12 protein-coding genes and 1 tRNA gene are annotated in these 14193 nt (G+C 71.4%); 11 read left to right on the forward strand and 2 right to left on the reverse strand.

Annotation, left to right across the window (positions count from 1 at the left end; genetic code table 11):
* The first annotated feature begins 5 nt into the window (after positions 1-5).
* The 8 genes from AC3ANS_RS02515 to AC3ANS_RS02550 all read left to right on the forward strand — a co-directional run bounded on the left by AC3ANS_RS02515 (position 6) and on the right by AC3ANS_RS02550 (position 10418).
* Entirely contained in the window at positions 6-1526 is a 1521-nt protein-coding gene (locus AC3ANS_RS02515) for a hypothetical protein (RefSeq protein ID WP_488294595.1), read from the forward strand.
* Between the two features lie 92 nt (positions 1527-1618).
* The gene (locus AC3ANS_RS02520) at positions 1619-3070 is read left to right on the forward strand and encodes an ABC transporter substrate-binding protein (protein WP_488294596.1); all 1452 of its coding nucleotides are present in this window, start codon (positions 1619-1621) and stop codon (positions 3068-3070) included.
* Positions 3071-3162: 92 nt separating this feature from the next.
* Positions 3163-4620, forward strand: a complete 1458-nt coding sequence (locus AC3ANS_RS02525) for an ABC transporter substrate-binding protein (protein ID WP_488294597.1) — start codon at positions 3163-3165, stop codon at positions 4618-4620.
* A 6-nt stretch (positions 4621-4626) separates the two neighbouring features.
* Complete coding sequence (locus AC3ANS_RS02530; RefSeq protein WP_488294598.1) at positions 4627-6669, forward strand: branched-chain amino acid ABC transporter permease; 2043 nt, start codon at positions 4627-4629, stop codon at positions 6667-6669.
* Positions 6659-7459: an ABC transporter ATP-binding protein gene (locus AC3ANS_RS02535; protein ID WP_488294599.1), complete on the forward strand. Its 801-nt coding sequence runs from the start codon at positions 6659-6661 to the stop codon at positions 7457-7459. The genes AC3ANS_RS02530 and AC3ANS_RS02535 overlap by 11 nt, the downstream gene beginning before the upstream one ends.
* A complete protein-coding gene (locus AC3ANS_RS02540; RefSeq protein ID WP_488294600.1) occupies positions 7456-8163 on the forward strand; it encodes an ABC transporter ATP-binding protein in 708 nt (235 codons plus the stop codon). Before AC3ANS_RS02535 ends, AC3ANS_RS02540 begins: the two co-directional genes overlap by 4 nt.
* Entirely contained in the window at positions 8160-9833 is a 1674-nt protein-coding gene (locus AC3ANS_RS02545; RefSeq protein WP_488294601.1) for a hypothetical protein, read from the forward strand. Before AC3ANS_RS02540 ends, AC3ANS_RS02545 begins: the two co-directional genes overlap by 4 nt.
* 3 nt (positions 9834-9836) lie before the next feature.
* Positions 9837-10418 carry a hypothetical protein gene (locus tag AC3ANS_RS02550; protein WP_488294602.1) on the forward strand — a complete coding sequence of 194 codons (582 nt, stop codon included), beginning with the start codon at positions 9837-9839 and terminating at the stop codon, positions 10416-10418.
* 262 nt (positions 10419-10680) lie between these two features.
* On the opposite strand, the gene AC3ANS_RS02555 is transcribed toward AC3ANS_RS02550, so the two are convergent.
* Entirely contained in the window at positions 10681-11889 is a 1209-nt protein-coding gene (locus tag AC3ANS_RS02555; protein WP_488294603.1) for a DUF4032 domain-containing protein, read from the reverse strand.
* A gap of 170 nt (positions 11890-12059) precedes the next feature.
* Here AC3ANS_RS02555 and AC3ANS_RS02560 point away from each other — a divergent pair, with 170 nt between their 5' ends.
* The 3 genes from AC3ANS_RS02560 to AC3ANS_RS02570 all read left to right on the forward strand — a co-directional run bounded on the left by AC3ANS_RS02560 (position 12060) and on the right by AC3ANS_RS02570 (position 13374).
* A complete protein-coding gene (locus AC3ANS_RS02560) occupies positions 12060-12509 on the forward strand; it encodes a nuclear transport factor 2 family protein (protein WP_488294604.1) in 450 nt (149 codons plus the stop codon).
* Positions 12510-12527: 18 nt separating this feature from the next.
* Positions 12528-13250, forward strand: coding sequence for an SDR family NAD(P)-dependent oxidoreductase (locus AC3ANS_RS02565; protein ID WP_488294605.1), 723 nt, complete (start codon positions 12528-12530; stop codon positions 13248-13250).
* A gap of 51 nt (positions 13251-13301) precedes the next feature.
* Positions 13302-13374 (forward strand) — tRNA-Thr (locus AC3ANS_RS02570).
* 100 nt (positions 13375-13474) lie between these two features.
* On the opposite strand, the gene AC3ANS_RS02575 is transcribed toward AC3ANS_RS02570, so the two are convergent.
* Positions 13475-14122 carry a DUF305 domain-containing protein gene (locus tag AC3ANS_RS02575; protein WP_488294606.1) on the reverse strand — a complete coding sequence of 216 codons (648 nt, stop codon included), beginning with the start codon at positions 14120-14122 and terminating at the stop codon, positions 13475-13477.
* Positions 14123-14193: the final 71 nt, after the last annotated feature.

The raw sequence follows: 14193 nt of genomic DNA on the forward strand, positions 1-14193 counted from the left end.
GGGCCTTGGCGTACGCCGGGGTCTGGCTGGTGTGCGCGGTCCTGATCGGGCTGCTGATGTTCCTCACCAGCAGCCGTTCGGTGGTGCTGGCCAGCCACGACGCCGTGATCCGGCCGAACTTCTCCGGCCACGCGGTGCTCCACACCGGGCCGGTGCTTCCCGACGTGCGCGTCGACTCGCCGAGCTTCGTCGGCGTCGACATCCGGCTCGGCAAGACCGACGCCACGTCGACCGACGAGCTGGTGCAGCGCTACGCCGCGATCGCGGGCCAGCCCGACGGCCAGATCGCCAAGGTGACCGACGCGGTCGGCGACATGGCGATCGGCGCGGCCCTGCGCGGTGGTGTGCTCGCCCTGCCACCCGTGGTCGGCTGGGTGCTGGTCGGCGCCGCGCGGAGACGTGAGCTGCGCAGCCGCATCCACGCCCCGCACGTCGCGCTCGGACTGGTCCTGACCGTGCTGATCGGTCTGGCCCTCTGGCAGCCGTGGACCGGTGACGACGACGTCGTCGTCGAGGACCGCGACTGGATGCCGCTCGCGGAGTTCCTCGGGCCCGACGTACCCCTCCCGGCGGAGGCCGACGGCGTCGAGGTCAGCGGCGACGTGACCACGGCGCAGACCCGGCGGCTCATCGAGAGCGCGGTCGACACCTACGACACCAGCAAGACGTTCTACCGCGACGCCGCGGACGCTGCGGCCGACCTACCCCTGCGTACGCCGGACGAGGGCGACACCGTGGTCGCCTTCGTTTCCGACCGGCACGACAACATCGGCATGGACCCGGTCGCGCGGGCGATCGCCGACGCCGCGGGCGCCACTGCCGTCTTCGACGGCGGCGACGACACCTCCTCGGGCAACACCTGGGAGGCGTTCTCGCTGGACTCCGTCTCGGCGGCGTTCGACGGCATGGACCGCTGGGGCGTGGCCGGCAACCACGACCACGGCGACTTCGTGCACTCCTACCTCGCCGACCAGGGATGGACGATGCTCGACGGCGAGATCGTCGACGGGCCTGGAGGGAGCACGCTGCTCGGTGTCGACGACCCGCGGTCCAGCGGTCTGGGCAACTGGCGCGACGAGACCGGGCTGAGCTTCGACGACGTCGGGACCCGGCTCGCGGACGCCGCCTGCTCGGCCGACGAGCGGGTCGACACGATCCTCGTCCACGACGCGAACCTCGGTGATGAGGCCCTCCGGCGCGGCTGCGTGGACCTGGTGATCGGCGGGCACCTCCACGTGCGGGTCGGGCCGGACCGGGTCGTGGGCGAGAACGGCGAGATCGGCTACAGCTACACCACCGGGACGGCCGGCGGCGCGGCGTACGCGATCGCGCTCGGGAGCAAGCCCCGCCGTCCCGCCCAGATCAGCCTGATCACTTACCACGGTGGCCGCCCCGTGGGGATCCAGTGGGTGACGCTGCAGACGAACGGCACCTATGAGGTCGCCGGCTACCGGGTGCTCCGGCTGCCCGAGGACCCGCCCGAGGTGCAGCAGGAGAACGAACCGGGGAGCACCCCCTCCGGCTGATCCCGGCGACCCGCACGAGACGTGCGTCACTAATGCCGGTCCGGGTCGTTGAGCCAGAACTGATACCTGTTCTAGTTCTGTGTGGAGGGCCTGTGCTCCCGTTCCGACGTGCCGTCGTGGTGCCGCTCTGCGCCGTCGCGGCGCTGAGCCTCGCCGCCTGCGGCTCCCAGCTCGACCCCGCCACCGTGGCCCAGGTCAACGGCACCGCGGGTGGCTCTGGCGGCCAGGTGGTCGCCGCGGACGGCGGCACGACGGGCATCGACGGCTCGGTGCCGGGCTCGACCGGAGGCGGTGCCGGCACGTCCGGCACCACGGGCGGCGGCGGCTCGACCACGACCACGGGCGGGTCGGGCGGCAGCGGGGCCAAGGGCACCGGCGACAACTCCGCGACCGGTGGCACCAAGGCCGGCAGCTGCGAGGGCTTCAAGAACCAGACCGGCATCACCAGCGACACGATCACGATCGGCAACTCCTCGGACGTGTCGGGCCCGGTGCCCGGGTTGTTCGAGGCGAGCCAGGACGCCGTGCGCGCGTACGTCGCCTACTACAACGCGACCAGCTCGCTGTGCGGGCACAAGCTGGTGCTCAAGACCTACGACAGCCGCACCGACGCGGCCGCGGACCAGCAGGCCTACACCAAGGCCTGCGACGAGACGTTCGCGATGATCGGGTCGATGTCGGCGTTCGACTCCGGCGGCGCCTCGACCGCCCAGGCCTGCGGGCTTCCCGACATCCGGTCCGCTTCCGTCACCTTCGACCGCCAGGCCTGCACGACCTGCTACGGCGCGCAGTCGACCGTGGCGACCGAGTTCCAGAATGCCGTCCCCGACTTCGTGAAGAAGAACCATCCCGACGCCGCCGCGCACGCGGCGATGCTCTACATCAACGCCGGCGCCGCCTCCGAGAACGCCAAGACCCAGGTGTCGGCGATGCAGAAGCGCGGCATGAAGTTCGACTACGTCCAGGGCATCGACATCTCGGAGTTCAACTACGCGCCCTACGTCCAGCAGATGAAGGACAAGGGCATCCAGTACGTCCAGATGATCGGTGCCTCCGCGCAGTTCGTCCGGTTGGCCGACGCCATGCAGCAGCAGGGGTTCAAGCCCGAGGTCTACATGCTCGACCCGACGGCGTACACCAAGGAGTTCGTGCAGAACGGCGGCGACGCGGTCGAGGGCACCACGCTGTTCATCAACTTCACGCCGTTCGAGGAGGCGTCGAGCAACAAGGAGCTGCAGCTGTACCTGAGCTGGCTGCAGCAGGTGAAGCCCGGTGCGGAGCCCAGCTTCTTCGGGCTCTTCTCCTGGTCTGCGGCCCGGCTGTTCGTCGAGCAGGCGACCGCGCTCGGCGGCAAGCTCAGCAGGTCCACGCTGCTCGCCAACCTCGCGAAGGTCGACAACTGGACCGCCAACGGGATGCACTCCCCGCAGCACGTGGGCCCGCGCCACACGGGTGAGTGCTGGCGTTTCATCCAGCTGCAGAAGGGGCGTTGGGTGCCGATCGGCGGCACCAAGTACCTCTGTAGCGGCACGACCAGCAGCTGAGCCCATGTCCAGACCGTCGTGTGGCCCGCGTCACCTCGCCCTCGGTGGGTCGTTGAGTGGTGCAACGTGTTCTGGTTCCTGGGAGGGAAGCGATGCGTAGCCCGCAACGCCTGCTCGCGCCGATCGTCGCCGGCGCGCTCTGCGCCGGTCTCGCGGCGTGCGGGTCCCAGCTCGCCCCGGAGACGGTCGCCCAGGTCAACGGCACCACCGCCGCCGGCGTGGCCGGCGCGGCCGGCACGGGCAGTGACACCGCCGCCGGGACCGCCGCGGGCGGTGACCCGACGGGCGGCAGCGCGAGCGGCTCCACGACCAGCGGTGGCGGCACGACCAGCAGGTCGGGCGGCTCGGGCGGCGGCGGTGCGACCGGGACCGGCGACAACTCCGCGACCGGCGGCGCCAAGGCCGGTGGCTGCGAGGGGTTCAAGAACCAGACCGGCATCACCGACGACACGATCACGATCGCGAACGTCTCGGACATCTCCGGTCCCGTGCCCGGGATCTTCGAGTCCGCCCAGCAGGCCACCCGGGCCTACGTCGCGTACTTCAACTCCGGCAACGACATCTGCGGGCGCAAGCTCGACGTGGAGCTGCTCGACAGCCGCGCCGACGCCGGCGCCGACCAGCAGGCCTACACCAAGGCGTGCGACGACGCCTTCGCCGCGGTCGGCTCGATGTCGGCGTTCGACTCCGGCGGCGCGTCGGCGGCCCAGTCCTGCGGCCTCCCCGACATCCGCTCCACGACGGTGACGCCCGAGCGGCGGGACTGCTCGACCTGCTTCGCCGCCCAGGCCGTCGACCCCAACCTGGTGCCGAGCGCGATGCCCCGCTACTTCCTCGGCAAGGACAAGGACGCGACCCAGCACGCCGCACTCCTCTACATCAACGCGGGCGCCTCCCCGGTCAACTCGGCGGCCTTCCGGTCGGCGTGGGACAAGGCGGGCTGGAAGGTCGACTACTTCCAGGGCATCGACGTCTCCGAGTTCAACTACGCGCCGTACGTCCAGCAGCTGAAGGACAAGCACATCTTGCTCGTCGTGTACGTCGGGCCCTACCAGGACACCGTCAAGCTCCTCGACGCCATGAAGCAGCAGGGCTACGAGCCCGACGTGTTCCTGCAGGACTCGACCATCTACGACCAGCGGTTCGTCGACGAGGCCGGCGACAACGGCAACGGCGTGTACGCCTACTCGACCACCGCGATGTTCGACGACACGGGCATCAAGGAGATGCAGCTCTACCGCTCCTGGCTCGACCAGGTGAAGCCGGGCGCGGTGCCGAACTTCTACGGCCTCTACGCCTGGTCGGCGGCGCGGCTCTTCGTCGAGCAGGCGGTGGCGCTGGGCGGCAAGCTCAGCCGGGCCTCGCTCGTCGACGCGCTCGAGGGCGTCAAGAACTGGACCGGCAACGGTCTGCACTCCCCGCAGCAGGTCGGGTCCAAGACCACGGCCAACTGCCAGTCCATCCTCCAGCTCGACGGTGGCAGGTGGCGCCAGGTCTCTCCCGGCAACTTCATGTGCGCGCCGCTCATCAACAGTGGAACAGGGAGCTGACCCCCGATGTCCTCGATCCTCTCCTTCACGATCCTCGGCCTCTTCACGGGCGCGGCGTACGCGATCGCCGCCAGTGGGCTGGTGCTGACCTACACGACCACGCGCGTGTTCAACATCGCGCACGGTGCCTTCGGCATGGTCATGGCCTTCACGTTCTGGGACTTCAGCGTCCGCCAGGGGATGCCGACCTGGCTGGCCCTGGTGCTGGTCCTCGGTGTGGTCGCACCCGGCACCGGGTGGCTGGTGCAGCGGTTCGTCACCCGCGGCCTGGGCGAGGGGCCGGTCAGCGTCTCGCTCGTGGTCACCGTGGGCCTCTTCGTCGGCCTGATCGGGGTCGCGCAGTACATCTGGCCACCGGCCCCGCGCACGGTCGCGCCCTTCCTGGCCGACAAGGGCGTCAAGCTCGGCAGCACCTACGTCACCGCCCACCAGCTCATCACGATCGCGCTGTCCGCGCTGGTGGCCGCCGCGTTGTACGTGCTGCTCAACCGCACCCGGGTGGGCACCGCGATGCGGGCCTCGGTCGACAACCCGGATCTGCTGCGGCTCTTCGGCGGCAAGCCGGACCGGGTCGCGTCGCTGGCCTGGGCGATCGGCATCTCGCTGGCCGCGCTCGCCGGCATCCTGCTCACGCCGGTGATCGGGCTCAACTACTACGACCTGACGCTGCTCGTGATCAACGCCTACGCCGCCGCGATGCTCGGCCGGCTCAAGAGCCTGCCGCTCACGTTCGTCGGGGCGATGGGGCTGGGCATCCTGCAGTCGTTCGCGGTCGCCTACCTGCCCTCCGAGGGCAACCTGGCCGGCCTCCGCGCGGTCGTGCCCGCGCTGTTCCTGTTCGTGGTGATCATCGCGATGCCCCAGGCTCAGCTGCGCATCGGTCAGGTCAAGGGGATCGTGTCCGCGCCCCTGCCGTCGCTGACCAAGTCGCTCAGCTGGGGTGCGGTGCTGCTCGTCGGGGTCGCGCTGCTCACGGTCGCGATGGGCGACGCCGACCTGCTGCTGGTCGGCACGGCGGCGACGTACGCGATGGTGATGCTCTCGCTGGTGCTGCTCACCGGGTACGGCGGGCACGTCTCGCTCGCGCAGTTCACGTTCGCCGGTGTCGGTGCGCTCGCGTACGCCAAGCTCGACGAGCCCAACCTGGTCGGGCTGTTCCTCGCCGCCGCCATCGCCGCCGGGGTGGGTGCGCTGGTGGCCCTGCCGGTGCTGCGGCTGACGGGCCTCTACCTCGCGCTCTCGACGCTGGCGTTCGGCGTGCTCATGGACAAGATGGTGTTCCAGGCCGACTTCGCGTTCGGCTACAACGGCACCCTGCGCGCTCGGCGGCTGTCCGTGCTGGGCCGCGAGTTCACCTCCACCGGTGGCTACGTGCTCGTGATGGCGGTGTTCTTCGTGCTGATGGCGCTCGCCCTGCTGCTGCTGCGTCGCGGGGTGCTGGGGCGGCTGCTCATCGCGATGCGCGACAGCCCGGCCGCGTGCGGCACGCTCGGGCTGGACATGCGGTGGTTCCGGGTCGCGCTGTTCGGGCTCTCGGCCGGCATGGCCGGCCTCGCCGGAGGTCTGTTCGCGGGCCTGCGCGGCACGATCGGCGCCGCGGACTTCCAGCTCTTCAACAGCCTCCCGCTGCTCCTGCTCGCGGTCGTGTGCGGCGTGACGTCGGTGACCGGGGCGGCGATGGGCGGGGTCGGCCTGATGCTGCTCCCGGTGCTGCAGAGCTCCCGGCCCGAGCTGGCCGGCCTGGTCTTCGCCGTGCTCGGCTTCGGCGCGGTCGCGCTCGGGCGCGACCCCAACGGCCTGGCCAACCTGGTGTTCGGTCTCGGCCGCCGCCTCGACGCCCGCCTGGGCGACCGGGTCCGCACCGCGGTGCCGCTGCTGCCGCTGCCGCGCCCCCGGGTCGAGGACGACAGCGCGACCGCCGTACCCCTCGCCGACTCCCGTGCCGAGTCGCGGGCCGGGTCGGTGCTCATCGTGCCCGAGGCCGACCCACCCGCCGGCCACCGCGCGGGCGACAACCCCAGCCAGGAGGTGCCCGCCCATGCGCACTGACAGACCCCTTCTCGAGGTCGAGGACGTCGTGGTCCAGTTCGGTGGCGTGACGGCCGTCGACCATGCGACCTTCGTTGCCGAGGCGGGCCGGATCACCGGCCTGATCGGCCCGAACGGCGCCGGCAAGACCACGTGCTTCAACGTGATCAGCGGACTCCAGCGGCCCAACCAGGGCAAGGTGCGCTTCGACGGGCGGACCATCACCCGGCTCCCGGTGCACAGGCGTTCCCGGCGGGGGATGGGCCGCACCTTCCAGCGGCTGGAGGCCTTCGGCTCGCTGACCGTGCGCGACAACGTCCGGGTCGCCCGCGACATCCACCGCGGCATCACCGGCCTGGTGCGGCCGGCCTCCGCCGACGTCGACGGGCTGCTCGAGCGCGTCGGCATCGCGGCGTACGCCGGCGAGCGCGCCGACTCGATCCCCACCGGTGTGGCACGGCTGCTCGAGCTCGCGCGCTGCCTGGCCGCCGAGCCCCAGCTGCTGCTGCTCGACGAGCCCTCCTCGGGCCTCGACGAGTCCGAGACCGACGCGTTCGGTGAGCTGCTCGCGCAGCTCGCCGCCGAGGGTCGCGGCATCCTCATGGTCGAGCACGACATGGACCTCGTGATGTCGGTCTGCGACGACATCCACGTCCTCGACTTCGGCCGGGTGATCGCCTCCGGTGCCCCGTCCGAGGTGCGCGCCGACCCGGTCGTGCAGAAGGCCTACCTCGGCTACTCCGAGTCCGCGCCGGATGACGCCCCGTCGCCCGCGGACCTCACCCGCGAGATGGAGGCGATCCGAGCATGAGCGTCCCGATCCTCGAGGTCGTCGACCTGCATGCGGCGTACGGCCGCATCGAGGTGCTGCGCGGGGTCGACCTGCGGGTGCCTAAGGGCGCGGTGATGGCGCTGCTGGGCCCCAACGGCGGCGGCAAGAGCACGTTGGTCAAGGTCATCAGCGGGCAGAAGAAGCCGACCTCCGGCGACATCCACCTCGGCGGCGTGCACGTGCAGGGCGCCGAGCCGGAGGAGCTCGCTCGGCTGGGTCTGTGCACGGTGCCCGAGGGCCGGTCGGTGTTTCCCAACCTGTCGGTCGAGGAGAACCTCACGCTGATGTCGTACGCCGGGGTCTCGGCCGACGCGGTGCTCGACACGGCGTACTCCTACTTCCCGCGGCTCCACCAGCGCCGCCACCAGCTCGCGGGCACGATGTCCGGCGGGGAGCAGCAGATGCTCGCGATGTCGCGGGCCCTGGCCTCCGACCCGGCGCTGCTGCTGCTCGACGAGCTCTCGATGGGTCTCGCGCCGTTGATCGTCGACGAGCTCTACGACACCGTCGCGCAGATCGCCGAGAGCGGGGTCTCGATCCTGTGCATCGAGCAGTTCGCGCGGACGGCGCTGCGGGTGTCCGACTACGCGGCGGTGATGACCGGCGGCCGGATCGTGGCCAGCGGCGAGCCGGCCGAAGTTCTCTCGACCATGGACGACGTGATCCTCGGAGGCGCAGCATGAAGCCGGCACTCTTCTCGATCTCGGCGGCGGCCCTCGTCGCCGCCGTGCTCCCGGTCTCCGCCGGCGCGGCCGCCGGCCAGGACAAGCCGCCGTTCTCCGGCTACAGCTCGACCGCGTGGGCGGCCCCGGTGAAGATCGAGGTCTACGAGCCGACCATCCCGATCCCGGCGTCGCCGCAGCTCGAGCTCGAGCTGGCCTACTCCAAGGTGGAGGCCGACTCGGGGAGCTCGGTGGGACGCGCCAGCTGGCTGTGGCCCGGCGACTCGATCGGTGAGGGCGCCAAGACCGTGATCGAGAACCTCGGGCTGCCACCGCAGCTCTCCGGGCCGCTCGCGGCCCAGGGCTACCCGATCCAGGTCAACTCCTCCCAGCCCTCCGGTGAGGCCCAGCAGGCCGACGAGCCGTTCCCGGGCTCGGTGATGCGCACCAGCGCCGATGCGAAGACCACGATCGCCCAGGTGGGGTTCTCACCCGACGGTCAGGTCGGGGACGGCACCGAGGACGGCGGATCGGGTGGCGGCGGGGGAGCCCCCGGCGTCCCCGGCCTTCCTGGTCTCCCGAGCATCCCCGGGCTCCCGACACTGCCCGGTCTCCCGGGAGCGCCCGGCACGAGCGCCGGCGGCGGCAGTGGGCTCCTCCAGCAGTTCGGCCAGGCGATCACCGGCTCGAGCGGTGCCGGCGCCGCGGCCGACGCGCCCCAGACCGACCCCGGCACGCCGGGCGCCCCGGGGTTGCCTCCCGAGCTCGCCGCGCTCGTCGACGTCGAGGGCTACACCTCGTCGAGCAAGAACGTCGTCACCGACGCCAAGGTCGTCACGACCTCACGCTCGGCCCTCGGTGACGTCTCGCTGCTCGGCGGGACCATCGTGCTCAACGGCCTGGTCGTGACCAGCACCAGCTCGAGCGACGGTGTGAAGGGCACCTCCGCCGGCAAGGCGACACTGGGAGGGATCACGATCGCCGGGCAGGAGTTCTCCTTCGGGCCCGACGGGTTCGAGGCGGCCGGCCAGCACGCCGACATCCCCGGCCTGCCGGACCAGGCCGCGAAGGCGCTCGAGCAGCTCGGCGTGAAGCTGACGCTGCCCGAGCCGGGGCTGAAGAAGAAGGGTGACCAGGCCAGCAGCACCATGGCGGGCCTGGTGGTCGAGATCGACACCTCCAAGCTGCGCAAGCAGCTCGACGCGCTGCCGCTCGACGAGCTCGTCGGGGCCTTCCCGAGCGACCCGCCCCAGCTCAAGAGCCTGCTCCAGGCGCTGGTCGGGCTCTCCCCGCGGTTCGTGATCACCCTGGGCAACGCCTCCACCGAGGTCGACACCGTCCAGGGCATCGACCTCCCGACCGGAGACGTCCCCGACAACGACCCCGGCAGCTCCGGGGCCACCGGCGGCGCGGGTGGCGGGAGCTCGCTGCCCGCCGGCGGCTCGCCGTCCGTCGACCCCGGATCCACGGGCGGTGCGCCGTCCGCTGCCGGGGATCTCGGCGACGCCCAGCTCACCGGCTCGGGGCTGCCGCCGCTCTACTCCATCCCCGGGGCGGTCCTGGTCGCGAGCATCGCCCTGGCCGCCGTCGGCGGCACCTGGCTGCGCAAGGTGGGCGTGATCGCGCTCGGCGGCTCCGGCTCCTGCACCCACGGCCTCGACAGCGGCCTCCCCGACCTGCGAAAGGCGTGACCGATGACCACGATGACCCCCCAGATGGCGACCCAGATGGCGGACCCGTCCGCGCCCGCGCAGCGGCTCTCCCTCGGCCTGCCCCGAGCCGGCAGCCGCACCGGGTCCGGAGCGGCTCCGCTCAAGGACAACCACTACCAGCTGCTGCAGCTGATCCTGTTCTGGGCCGGCGCGATCCTGTTGCCCCTCGGCCTGGTCGTGATCGTGCTCGGCTGGTACGGCGCCGCGCACACGCCGTACCAGTACGACCAGCTGTCCTACGTCGTCTCCGGCGGCCTGCTCGGCCTCGGACTGACGTTCACCGGTGGGTTCCTCTACTTCGGCGCCTGGCTGGCCCGGATCGCGGCCGACGGCAAGGAGTCCTCCAAGCGCCTGGCCGACACCCTGCTCGTGCTCGCCGACGTCACCTCACGCTCGGCCAGCCAGCGCGACGACGGCGTCGACGTGTCCGCGCTGCCCGTGACCGCCGGTGACGGCACCACGATGCACCGCCGGGACTGCGCGCTGATCGCCCACCGCACCGACCTGCGCCCGGTGGGCGAGGACAACGGGCACCTCACGTCCTGCCGCATCTGCCACCCCTGACCAGGGGTGTCGAGTCGGCGCGTCTGCATGCGGTGGGGTGTCGAGTCGGCGCGTCTGCACGCGGTGCGGGTGTCGAGTCGGCGCGTCTGCACGCGGTGCGGGTGTCGAGTCGGCGCGTCTGCACGCGGTGCGGGTGTCGAGTCGGCGCGTCTGCACAGGCGTGGGCGTGCAGTTGCGCCGACTCGGCGGTCTGAGGCGTGCAGTTGCGCCGACTCGGCGTTGCTGGGCGTGCAGTTGCGCCGACTCGGCGATGACCCCTGGGTCAGTCCTCGTCGGCGGCGACCTTCTCCTCGGGCTTCGTGAGCAGGTAGTTGTCGATGTAGTGCCGGGCGCTCTCGAAGATGTTCACGGCGTGGCCGGCGTTCTCCGAGAGGAACCACCGGTGCACCAGCATCTCGTGGAAGATCTCGGCCGGCTCGAGCTTGCCCCGGGCCTCCGGCGGCACCATCGCCATGATCGGCTCGTAGACCTGGGTGAGCCACTTGTTCGCGACCAGGCTGCGGTCCTCGCGGCCCAGGTCGAAGTGGGCGGTGAACGAGGCGATGTCGTTGAGCATCCGCCGCGCCTGGGCGTCCTCGACGTCGAGGCCGGTGAGTGCCTGCAGCTCACGGCTGTGGTGGCCGAGCTCCACGACCTTGGGCTGGATGCGCACCCGGTCGCCGTTGAAGTCGGTGACGATGTCGAGCTCGTCGACGTCGAAGCCCAGGTCGTTGAGGCGCTCGACCCGGCGCTCGATGCGCCACAGCTCCCCGCTTGAGAACTCCTCGGGGCGGGTCAGCTCGTCCCACAGGGCGTGGTAGCGCTCGGACAGCAGGTCGACGATCGCGTGCGCCTGGACCTCGTGGTCGAGGGACTCGCTGGCCTGGAGGTCGAGCAGCTCCGCGAAGACGTTCTCCACGGCCACGGTGACGTCGTACTCCCGGAGGTTGTCGGACAGGCTCGGCTTGAGCTCACCGGTCTCCGCGTCGACGAGGTACGCCGCGAACCCGCCGGCGTCGCGGCGGAACAGCACGTTCGACAGCGACACGTCGCCCCAGTAGAAGTCGGTCAGGTGCAGCCGGACCAGCAGCACCACCATCGCGTCGACCAGCTCGGGCAGGTTGGCCGCGGTGAGGCCGTGGGCGAACAGGCTGCGGTAGGGGAGCGAGAACTGCAGGTGCTCGGTGAGCAGCGCGGCGGGCAGCTCCTCGCCGTGCTCGTCGACCCGGCCGGTCACGACGCCCTGGGGGGTGACCGAGGGCAGGCCGAGGCGCTGGAGGTCGCGCAGCAGCCGGTACTCCCGGAACGCCATCTCGTCCACGGTCTCCTTGACCGCGTAGGTGTTGTCGCCCAGCCGCACGATCCGCACCACGTGCCGCGAGAGACCGCGAGGAAGTGGCACGACGTGCTCGGTCCACTCCTCCAGCGGCAGGTCCCACGGCAGCTGGAGCAGGGACGGGTCGGGACGGTTGGCCACGATGCGGAGCGCCACCTTCCCAGGCTATGCCACCGCGAGCGGGTCTACCGACTCGCTCGTGCGCGGGCCACCAGGTGCGCGGCCCGCCAGCTCCGACGTCCTGGACCTGCTCGGTCGCGGTTGCGGTCGCAGGTTGCTCGCGGTGGACCTAGAACGTGTTCTAGCATGGTGGTAGCGTCCGCGCCGTGCAGCTCACCGACGGCGACCGGATCCGGGGGCTGCTGGGCAGCTACTGCCGGCTCATCGACGCCGGCGACTTCGCGGGCGTCGGCGCGCTGATGGCCGACGCCGTGCTGCGGACCGAGGACGGCACGGTGCTCGCGACCGGCGCCGGCGAGGTCGAGCGGCTGTACTCGGGGCTGGTGCGCTTGCACGAGGACGGCACGCCCGGCACCCAGCACGTCGTCGCCAACACGACCTTCGACGAGCCCGCCGCCGACGGCTCGGTGGTCGCGACCTCGGCGTACCTGGTCTTCCAGGCCGTGGCCGCCGTCCCGCTGCAGCCGATCGTCACCGGCACGTACGTCGACACCTTCGCCCCCGGCCCCATCGCCGGCGGCTGGCACTTCACCGAGCGCCGGTTCGGTGTCGGGCGATCGGGCGTCCTCGAGCACCACCTCACGATCAACCTCTAGCCCCTGAAAGGGCCGCCCATGAACGAGCCAGGCAACCGCGTCGTCGTCGTCACCGGGGCCGCCTCCGGCATCGGCCACGCCACCGCGGCGCTCTTCCGCGACCTCGGCGACACCGTCTTCGGTCTCGACATCCGACCGAGCGTCCCCGACGGCGTCACCTACGTCGAGTGCAACGTGGGTGACCGCGCCTCCGTGCTCGCCGCGGTCGAGACGTGTGCGGCGGACGGCCGCATCGACGTGCTGGCGAACGTCGCCGGCATCGTGCAGTTCGGCCGGATCGAGACCGTCACCGAGGAGGAGTGGGACCGCGTGCACGCGGTCGACCTCAAGGGCCCGTTCATGCTGATCCAGGCGGCGCTCCCGCACCTGCGGGCCTGCGGCGGCAACGTCGTCAACGTCTCGTCGGTCGCGGGCAACAAGGCACAGCCCTACGCCACGGCGTACGCCGCCGCCAAGGGCGGGCTGACCCAGCTGACCCGAGCCCTCGCGCTCGAGCTCGCGCCCGAAGGCATCCGCGTCAACGCGATCTGCCCCGGCACCGTCGACACCCCGATCGTCGAGCAGGTGTTCCACAAGCTCACCGACGACCTCGACACCCGGGTGGCCGACCGGCTGATGATGATGCTGCCCGGCGGCGCGATCCGGCCCGACGAGATCGGCTCGGCGATCGTCTACCTCGCATCGCCGCAGGCGCGGATGATCACCGGCGAGATCCTCGCGTTCGACGGTGGCATGAGCTGAGGCCACAGCCCCCCGTACGATGTGGCGTCGCCTCGACCTCGGTCGGGGCATGCCGCGTTAGCTCAGCTGGTAGAGCACCCGCCTTGTAAGCGGACGGTCAGGAGTTCGACTCTCCTACGCGGCTCGGGGCCGGCTCCGAGGTCGTCGTCCTCGGGCGACCCACCCCGAGACGTCATGCGGACAGTGCGTCCGCCTGCTCCCACCGTATGACGTCCGGCGGCGGATCAGTCGCGCAGCAGCCGCCGCATCTCCTCGATCTCGGCCTGCTGGGTCATCACGATGTGTTCGGCCAGGGTGACCGCGGGCGGGTACTCGCCGTGCGCGATCTCGTGCCGGGCCATCGAGATCGCGCCCTGGTGGTGGATGATCATCATCCGCAGCCAGCAGTCCTCGAACCGCGCCGGGCCGCAGCCGCCGAGGGCGTCGAGGTCGTCGGCATCGAGCGCCCATGGACCCATCCGGGTGCGCATCAGCCCGCGCATCGCGCCGGTCATCGAGCGGTCGGTCAGGGTGTCGTCATCCATCGTCTGGTCGGGAGCGGGTGCGGGCTCCTCGCCCCAGGTCGTCAGCCAGGACTCCATCTCGTCGATGTCGTCCGCCTGCTCAGCTGCGATCCGCCGGGTCAGGTCCGTGAATCCGGCGCTGACGTCGCGCGCGCCGGCGAGGTCGACCATCTCGAGTCCCTGCTCGTGGTGCGGGACCATCTCCGCTGCGAATGCGACGTCGGCACGGTCGTGAGCCGGCTCGGGGACCTGGGCGGCGGTCAGCGCCACGTCCGTCCCGCACCCGGCCAGCCCGATCCCGGCGAACAGCGCGAGCGTCGCGGAGGCGACGACGACGCGCCCCGGCGCGGGGCGACGAAGGGTAGCCATGCCTCGACGCTAGGTCCGACTACCGCTCGGTAACCCGAGGCGAAGGTCCCGACCGACGGGACCGGCGACCC

The organism is Nocardia sp. 149-1B, from assembly GCF_057747975.1.

What these genes read in the sequence shown, in the direction of transcription:
- AC3ANS_RS02545 (WP_488294601.1), top strand. Translation starts at nt 8,160, where the DNA reads ATGAAGCCGGCACTCTTCTCGATCTCGGCGGCGGCCCTCGTCGCCGCC.
- AC3ANS_RS02550 (WP_488294602.1), top strand. Translation starts at nt 9,837, where the DNA reads ATGACCACGATGACCCCCCAGATGGCGACCCAGATGGCGGACCCGTCC.
- AC3ANS_RS02540 (WP_488294600.1), top strand. Translation starts at nt 7,456, where the DNA reads ATGAGCGTCCCGATCCTCGAGGTCGTCGACCTGCATGCGGCGTACGGC.
- AC3ANS_RS02575 (WP_488294606.1), bottom strand. Translation starts at nt 14,122, where the DNA reads ATGGCTACCCTTCGTCGCCCCGCGCCGGGGCGCGTCGTCGTCGCCTCC.
- AC3ANS_RS02530 (WP_488294598.1), top strand. Translation starts at nt 4,627, where the DNA reads ATGTCCTCGATCCTCTCCTTCACGATCCTCGGCCTCTTCACGGGCGCG.
- AC3ANS_RS02565 (WP_488294605.1), top strand. Translation starts at nt 12,528, where the DNA reads ATGAACGAGCCAGGCAACCGCGTCGTCGTCGTCACCGGGGCCGCCTCC.
- AC3ANS_RS02525 (WP_488294597.1), top strand. Translation starts at nt 3,163, where the DNA reads ATGCGTAGCCCGCAACGCCTGCTCGCGCCGATCGTCGCCGGCGCGCTC.
- AC3ANS_RS02535 (WP_488294599.1), top strand. Translation starts at nt 6,659, where the DNA reads ATGCGCACTGACAGACCCCTTCTCGAGGTCGAGGACGTCGTGGTCCAG.